Source organism: Mesobacillus zeae, from assembly GCF_003570705.1.
Taxonomy (GTDB): Bacteria; Bacillota; Bacilli; order Bacillales; family Cytobacillaceae; genus Mesobacillus_C; species Mesobacillus_C zeae.
In genome coordinates this window covers 1-6,895 of sequence record NZ_QWVT01000065.1, presented here as the reverse complement: position 1 = coordinate 6,895, position 6,895 = coordinate 1, and the positions used below count along the sequence as shown (strand labels likewise).

The window sequence follows — 6,895 nt, the reverse complement described above, 5'->3', positions numbered from 1 at the left end:
GGGTCGCACAGGAGCCGCTCTCGGAGAGGAAGCAGATCTCGCAGGATCTCGTGCTGCTCATCCCGTAGGAGCTCACGGCAAAGTAATTGCTCTAATCGCAGGTCAAACAGAGGCTCATGCGGCTGCAGTTGTTGCCGACATGATCGAGCAGAGGCAGAAACCTTTAATAGCCAAAAGGAGTATTGGAACGGGAACAACATGTGGAAACTACGTATGAAAAAGTGAGTCTAACAGAACCGTGTGATGATCTCCCTTTTTCTTTTTCACAGGATCAATAAAAATCCCAGCCGAATTTAATCGGCTGGGATTTAATCATTATATAGAGTTATAGTTTACTAACGTTCGCAGCCTGAGGCCCGCGGGGCCCTTCCACTACTTCAAAGGTAACCTCCTGGCCTTCGTCCAAAGATTTGTAGCCTTCTGTTTGAATGGCCGAGAAATGGACGAAAACGTCGTTGCCATCTTCCGCCTCGATGAATCCGTAACCTTTTTCCGAGTTAAACCATTTTACTTTTCCATTTTGCATAAAAAAAATCCTCCTAGACGGCTTACATAAGCCATGTGTTAATTTGGCCAATCACCAGTATTCGGGAGTCTTGTCCCACAACACAATCGGCACTTTTCATTATAGGGACATTCAAATATGCTGTATGAAAACGTGCAATCGGCTTCTTTAGAATTTAGCATGAAATAGTAATAATGTCAACATTATGAATATTCAAAACCCGATACCCAGGCAATCTGGCTAACCCTGAATTGACTGTACCACTCTATCAAGCCTGGCTTCAATCCGGTACAGCAGTGACAGTGTCACGACGATTGCGAAATAAACATCACTGATGAATGGAATGAAATGTTCCTTTTTCACTTTCCTCCTTGTTTTCTTATAAAAAGCGGTTCCCTTTATTCGGAAACCAGCTTCCTCACATTAAGCCATTTCATATTCGGTTACATTACGCTCAATCAGTCGGGCACCGCTGGCTGACATAAGGATTCCATTCCCTGTCAAAAATGCATCCGATGCGATGATCTGGTCCATGGCGAGCTTTACAGCTGCGGGATTGATAGGTTCCTTTGGATTGTCCACAGTAATACGCGCTGCTTTACCAAGGTCTGTAACAAATTGCAATTCGAGTGTTTTAGCCACGATTGTCACCTCTTCTTTTTTATAATTTTTTATAAAACGATGTCAAAATTATCTGTACGCTCAACCGAGCTTAATGAATAGCCAGAAAGGCTTGCCAGTGCTTCTGCAGCCTGCTGTACCTGGCTGGCGGTCGCTTCCTTCCTGATATTGCTGTATATCTTGCCTTTAAAGATGGTTTTCCCGTTTACATCCATTCCTGCTTCAAAAAGAAGTCTCATGCTGGAATCCTTCATCATTGATTGTGCCATTGTCGCTCACTTCCTTCCACCCTCTATATATTGGTGTAAGGAAAAAAAAGACAGGCATAAGGAGAATAAATGAAGTAAAATAATTTAATCGCAGGATTCCCTTGTATTAATACGATGGAAAAATAATCCGAAAGCTTGTCCCTTTTCCCGGCCGGCTGTTCACATCCACTTTGCCCCTCATTGCTCTAATGATGCTGAATGTGACCATCATACCGAGTCCTGTACCGTGTTTCCCTTTTGTGGAATAGTACGGCTCGCCGAGACGGCTTAATTGTTCTTCAGTCATCCCAATGCCCGTATCATTGATGAGAATATGGATTTCCAAGTCAGAACGGTATGTCCTGATCGTCAGCGTCCCACCGCCGGGCATTGCCTCAATCGCATTTTTCAAAAGGTTAATCAAACCTTGTTTGAATTTAACTTTGTCTCCGCGAATGCTCAGGCCAGGTACAAACGTAGTCTGAATATTAATACCGCTTTGAATGGCTTTATGTTCGAATGTTTTTAAGACTTGTTCTAGCTCATTACCTACTTCGATTTCCTCTTCTTTTTCCAGCGCAGCTTTAGAAAAAGTCAGATAATCATTAATCACCACTTCGGCGCGGTCAATTTCATCCATTGCGATTTTTATAAATTCCTTCTTTTTTTCTTCTGGATACGAATTCTCCTGGAGAAGCTGCAAAAAACCCTTAACCGAAGTAAGCGGATTCCTGATTTCATGGGAGATGGCAGCGCTCATTTGGCTAACTGCATCCATTTTTTCCGCCTTGGCAAGCTGGTTTCTTATCAGGATATTGTGCCGGATCATTTCAAGGAAATAACTGATAACTCCTACTGCAATTGAAGGAATGAGTATAAACCCAATCCAAGCTTCTGTCCGGAGGATCGGCGTATGAAACATAAAGATAATTTCAATCAAAAGAAGTGACGACATCAGCGTCACCAAAACAGCTACACCAATTCTTTGGCTGGCAGAAAGTCTTAGGAACCACTGGTGGACCCACTTTAAGAGCAGGCCCAAGCTTCCAAAGAAAATAGCTGCCATCCAGAATCCTTCATCGATTCCAAGAAAGCCACGCATGACGATGGCTAACCCTGCATATAAAAATACCTTGCCTGTATAAAGGCCGCCAAGGATAAAAGGCACGTGGCGGAGGTCAAACCTAATCCCATCTTCTGCTTCAACTGAGAAGATCATGCAAACAAAAATGGATACAATAAAATAAAGCGAAAAGCTGATTTTTCGCGTTCGGCTGTTCCCGTTCCGTTCCTGGATAATCTGAAAAAAGAACATGAGAACGAGCAAAAGAGAAAGATTCAGCAAGAGTTTTTCAGTAATTTGCAATTTGTCACCATCCTGGGCCGGGTACGTTCCCGGTAAAGTATGTATTTGTCTTGATGAATGATTGCTGTTTTTATACGATAGTGCATATCAGCAAATAGCCAATGACAAAATTTTACTTGTTATACGACCAGTCGGCAACCAATAAGGGCATAAATTCTTAAAAATGTGCAATAGATTATTTTTTAATTAATTGAGTATGCGAAATAATACCAACTCTGAATGATGGTTTTGAATGACAAGATTAAAGAAAAAAGCCATCCTCTTTGGCGGGACAGCATTTTTCTGAATGACAAACACAAATTACAGCAGGCTGGCTTACATTCCTGCTTGTCTTTTTATTGCTTTTTTCCGCTCCTTGCTTCCGCCGGTTTCGGCCTGTCTTTTCCGGTAATTCCGCCTAGCGATTCCCTGCTGTATTTGCTATTGTCATCTCCCATTCCCGGAAGCGTATTCGCCATTGGCAGCTGTTGCAGTTCTTTTCCCCTTGGCATATTAAACACCTCCTTGGTGATAATATGCCGCAAAACACAAGGGTTTAGCCACTGCTAATCAGCTGGCTGAAGCCGTTTTCCTGTCAGATGTATTGTTATTGATATAAGCAGCCTGTTTCAATCTGTTTAGCGTAATATAGTTATGATTTTAAATATTCTGATTAAATTATATCTATTTCATTATATTCATGTGCACTTCAAACTGTTCTTAACATAAGTTATAAAGTAACCGGCTGTGTACCGAAGAACATTTCAAGAGAGGCAGGTGTGAAAACAAATGGATGATGAGACTAAAGATACGGGTGAGCAAATTCCTGTCAATCTGGAAAAACAAAATGAAGCTGTAAAAAAACTCGCTACAGATTTGTTTGCAAAGGAGAGTTCGCTTGATTTTGCAGCGCTTATGAGGATGGCGACCAACCTCATTTCCAACGAGGATATGATAAACACAGTAAAAGAAATTGGCAGCTTAAAAGTACAGGATCCCGTAAACTCAACTTCAAAAAAAAGCGTGGTACCAAAAACAGACCGTATGACTGAACATTTTGATGAACTAAAGAAAGAAATTGCCTTTCTTAAGCAAGAAATGGTGACCATCCAAGCTCAAAATGAATATTTGAGAGAAACACTGCTGCACATGATGGAAACATCAAAGAGAAAGAAATGGTGGATTTTTTAACAAAAAAAGAAGGGACTCCGGAGCATGTTCCGGAGTCACCCTTTCAACATTAGCAGCCAAGAATTGTACAAACTGCTGTTTTAAGCGCATCCTGAGTCTCATCGTTTTGCGGGCTCAAAATGGAAATCAAAAGCCATGCAACCAACAAAAGGACAACAACAAGAAAAGTCCCGAGTCCTAATTCCATTATATTCCACCTCCCTTTTCTTTGATTCGCAATAGCTATTACAGAATATTCTATGTATTATTTTCGGACATGCTTAAACGTTTGTCTCATTTTGCAGGAAAAGGGCTCTTGAAAAATATAAATCAAAAACCCGCAGGAAAGGGATTCCAGCGGGTTTGGTGATTTTACAAAGAATTAAATCGCTTTTTTAACGGTATCCTTGTATTGGTTGGATGTCCTGATTTCAATCGTTAGAGTTCCGTTCCCAACAATCGACTTAATCAGAAGCGGTACCCCTGTCGTATTGACGAAGCGGAAGTCACTTCCTCCATAAGAAACAGTGGCATCTCTCCCTTTGGGAACATACCCCACACTGACAGAATGGTGTTTCTTTTCAACATACTGGACCCCCACCTTGTCTACGGCATTAAACAGCGTGGAGGAGGTCTGGCAAATTCCTCCGCCAATACCCATCACTAACTTGCCATTCACCGCTTCTTCGGCAGGCTGGTATCCATGTGCTTCATCGCTAGGCCCTACCGATGTATTGAAGGAAAAGTAATCGCCATTTCCGAGAATGACATTGTCTATAGCCATTGCAGACAGTTCAATATTTTTCGTTCGTCCAGCGACCCTGCTATTGAACTTTGTTGTGTACGAGGCAACGACTGCTTCGCCAAGGTGAGCGACATCCTCTGGTTTATATCCGCTCTCCGTCTCATACAGCGGCAAAATCACATTCCCTCCATTTGCCGATGCTTTCAAAACTTTTTCAGCCAGCTCTTTTTCCTCGAGAATCACTCTTGGGCTTCCTTTGACCACAGCCCCGTTTGCATCAATTCTGTCTGGAGTATTCCTTTTGTCATAGCCTGGTGTAGTATCAGTGCCTCTCGCTGCTGACCTTGCCCAATTGATGACCTCCTGCTTAAACTTTTCATTGTCTTTTCCATAACCCATTTCCTTTGGTGTAAAAGTATGAATCACTGCTTTTGTGTTCGGATCGATGACTTTAACAAAGACTTTTTTCTCTTTTTCTTTTTTCTTTGTCTGATCCGCTTTCTTTTCTACGGCCGCTGTTTTGCTTGTTCCCTCTTTCTTGCTTTCCATTTTCGATAAGCAAGCTCCAAAAAACAATAAACCGCACACAAGAAAAGCTGAAATTGAAATGATCCCTGACCTTCGTAATTTCTTCCTTCTTTTCTCTCTTCTCTCCATTTTCCCTCTTCCAATTCTCTTTTTTATATATGACGTTTTTCTGGTCTATCTGGTTTCATTTTCCCAGACAAAATTTTTCCAAAAAACGCATTTCCATCCTCATCTTATTACGTCTATAGCTATGGTATTCCTTTTTTAATTATTTGTCTGCACAAAAAAAGCAGCACGACTAATATTTTGCCGGCTGCTCTATTCGTATCTACTTATTTAACTTTAATGCGGTTTTTCCCGGCGGATTTGGACCGTACTCCTGCACAAACTGCAATGGCGAGCCCTCCAGTTGTATCGGCGAGCAAATCGACCATCGTATCCTTGTTTCCCCCACCCTGCAGTGTCATCCCGAAAAACTGATCGCTCGCGAATTCGTATACTTCCCAAACCACTCCGCCCAATCCCGCGAACGAGAGGGTAAAAAGAAAGACAAACCATGGAGAAATTCCTTTACCAGCACCGCGGCGGACAAGCCTTTCATACAGAGCGATAGCGACAAAGGCAAGTAGGCTTCCGCTTAGGAGGTGCAGGAATGTATCCCACCAGCCAAGGCTATACCAGCCGCGAATCGATCCTAAATATTGAGATGCAAAGAGGAAGATTAGATAAGAAACTGTTATCGGAATGTTAAATTGAAGGCGGGTGAAAATGGCGAGTACCAGTGGGACCGCACCGCACACGATCCCACCAACCGCAACCATTGCCTCAAAGGACTGGCCTTCTCCGTTATAGTAAAACGAAAGTACTGCCATAAAGATGACATAGGCAGCGCTTGTCAGCATAACGATGTATCGGTTCATTGAGAGCTCTCCCCCCATTTATTATTTCACTCTAATGATACCATAGACGGCTACAGCAAGCCCTCCAGCAATGCCGCAAAGCAGGTCATACATCGTATCCTTGTTTCCGCCCCGCTGCATGGTGTGGGTAATAAACTGATCCCCGGCAAACTCGTAAATTTCCCATAGCACACTTGATGTGACAGCCAACGACAAGACAAAAAGGAACATTATCCAACGGGAAACATCCCCTAGATTCTTTTCAGGAATGTAATAATAGTAGAGCGCAATCCCGACAAAACCGACAAACATACCTTTATAAAGATGAAGGGTCGAATCCCACCAGCTAAATTTCAAGTAAAATCCTGCAATCGACCCAAGGTACAGGGTACAAAAAAGCGCAACAAAGTAACCCAATATAATCGGAATGTTAAAAGGGATGTTTTTCATAAAAAGGAGCACAAGCGGCAGCCCCCCTGCCAAGATGCCCCCAAGTGCAACCTGCCATTTCGATTGATCGTCATGCATCCAGTAGTAAATAAACAGTCCAATCATAAAAGCCACAAAGGCCACACTCAACACCACAATCAACTTCCGCTTCATCACCGCACACCATCCTTCATGGGAAGTATGCCCAATGCCGTGGCACAATATGAGGATGGCGATGAATAGAGGCAGTATTCGGCCGGTGAGCAATTCAAGAATAAATGGTGATAGGATTACAACCAACTGGGAAAGTTCATTGTTTACAAATGCATATATAAAGTTCTATAAAAAGATAAACGAAAGAGAGCCTCCGTAAGAGAGCGTAAAATATCTTGTGTAAATGAAAAA

At 42.5% G+C, this 6,895-nt stretch carries 12 protein-coding genes; 2 read left to right on the top strand and 10 right to left on the bottom strand.

Annotated features, from left to right (window positions below):
- Positions 1-217 (top strand): hypothetical protein (locus D1970_RS22605; protein ID WP_182478603.1); only part of this gene is annotated, 217 nt, incomplete at its 5' end.
- Positions 218-325: 108 nt separating this feature from the next.
- Here the strand turns inward: D1970_RS22605 and D1970_RS21830 are convergent.
- From D1970_RS21830 to D1970_RS22600, 6 genes are all read right to left on the bottom strand, one after another.
- A complete protein-coding gene (locus D1970_RS21830; protein WP_119114938.1) occupies positions 326-526 on the bottom strand; it encodes a cold-shock protein in 201 nt (66 codons plus the stop codon).
- Positions 527-745: 219 nt separating this feature from the next.
- On the bottom strand, positions 746-868 hold the full coding sequence (locus D1970_RS21825; protein WP_119114937.1) for a YvrJ family protein: 123 nt from the start codon (positions 866-868) through the stop codon (positions 746-748).
- Positions 869-928: 60 nt separating this feature from the next.
- On the bottom strand, positions 929-1,147 hold the full coding sequence (locus D1970_RS21820) for a DUF2922 domain-containing protein (protein WP_119114936.1): 219 nt from the start codon (positions 1,145-1,147) through the stop codon (positions 929-931).
- Between the two features lie 29 nt (positions 1,148-1,176).
- Positions 1,177-1,395, bottom strand: coding sequence for a DUF1659 domain-containing protein (locus tag D1970_RS21815; RefSeq protein WP_119114935.1), 219 nt, complete (start codon positions 1,393-1,395; stop codon positions 1,177-1,179).
- A gap of 106 nt (positions 1,396-1,501) precedes the next feature.
- Positions 1,502-2,740, bottom strand: a complete 1,239-nt coding sequence (locus tag D1970_RS21810) for an ATP-binding protein (protein WP_119114934.1) — start codon at positions 2,738-2,740, stop codon at positions 1,502-1,504.
- A gap of 335 nt (positions 2,741-3,075) precedes the next feature.
- Positions 3,076-3,231, bottom strand: a complete 156-nt coding sequence (locus D1970_RS22600; RefSeq protein WP_181213396.1) for a hypothetical protein — start codon at positions 3,229-3,231, stop codon at positions 3,076-3,078.
- Between the two features lie 277 nt (positions 3,232-3,508).
- Between D1970_RS22600 and D1970_RS21805 the strand changes: the two genes are divergently transcribed.
- Positions 3,509-3,910 (top strand): hypothetical protein, encoded by a 402-nt coding sequence (locus D1970_RS21805; RefSeq protein ID WP_119114933.1) that lies wholly within the window; start codon positions 3,509-3,511, stop codon positions 3,908-3,910.
- A 49-nt stretch (positions 3,911-3,959) separates the two neighbouring features.
- Here D1970_RS21805 and D1970_RS22595 read toward each other — a convergent pair whose 3' ends face one another.
- From D1970_RS22595 to D1970_RS21790, 4 genes are all read right to left on the bottom strand, one after another.
- Entirely contained in the window at positions 3,960-4,097 is a 138-nt protein-coding gene (locus tag D1970_RS22595) for a hypothetical protein (RefSeq protein ID WP_181213395.1), read from the bottom strand.
- A gap of 174 nt (positions 4,098-4,271) precedes the next feature.
- Positions 4,272-5,291 carry a VanW family protein gene (locus D1970_RS21800; protein ID WP_119114932.1) on the bottom strand — a complete coding sequence of 340 codons (1,020 nt, stop codon included), beginning with the start codon at positions 5,289-5,291 and terminating at the stop codon, positions 4,272-4,274.
- Between the two features lie 203 nt (positions 5,292-5,494).
- Entirely contained in the window at positions 5,495-6,082 is a 588-nt protein-coding gene (locus tag D1970_RS21795) for a DUF2238 domain-containing protein (RefSeq protein ID WP_181213394.1), read from the bottom strand.
- Positions 6,083-6,103: 21 nt separating this feature from the next.
- The gene (locus tag D1970_RS21790) at positions 6,104-6,664 is read right to left on the bottom strand and encodes a DUF2238 domain-containing protein (protein WP_119114930.1); all 561 of its coding nucleotides are present in this window, start codon (positions 6,662-6,664) and stop codon (positions 6,104-6,106) included.
- Between the last annotated feature and the right edge of the window lie 231 nt (positions 6,665-6,895).

Excerpts from the sequence above, each read along its gene's own strand:
- D1970_RS21830 (WP_119114938.1), bottom strand. The coding sequence starts at position 526 with ATGCAAAATGGAAAAGTAAAATGGTTTAACTCGGAAAAAGGTTACGGA.
- D1970_RS21815 (WP_119114935.1), bottom strand. The coding sequence starts at position 1,395 with ATGGCACAATCAATGATGAAGGATTCCAGCATGAGACTTCTTTTTGAA.
- D1970_RS22600 (WP_181213396.1), bottom strand. The coding sequence starts at position 3,231 with ATGCCAAGGGGAAAAGAACTGCAACAGCTGCCAATGGCGAATACGCTT.
- D1970_RS21805 (WP_119114933.1), top strand. The coding sequence starts at position 3,509 with ATGGATGATGAGACTAAAGATACGGGTGAGCAAATTCCTGTCAATCTG.
- D1970_RS22595 (WP_181213395.1), bottom strand. The coding sequence starts at position 4,097 with ATGGAATTAGGACTCGGGACTTTTCTTGTTGTTGTCCTTTTGTTGGTT.
- D1970_RS21800 (WP_119114932.1), bottom strand. The coding sequence starts at position 5,291 with ATGGAGAGAAGAGAGAAAAGAAGGAAGAAATTACGAAGGTCAGGGATC.
- D1970_RS21795 (WP_181213394.1), bottom strand. The coding sequence starts at position 6,082 with ATGAACCGATACATCGTTATGCTGACAAGCGCTGCCTATGTCATCTTT.
- D1970_RS21790 (WP_119114930.1), bottom strand. The coding sequence starts at position 6,664 with ATGAAGCGGAAGTTGATTGTGGTGTTGAGTGTGGCCTTTGTGGCTTTT.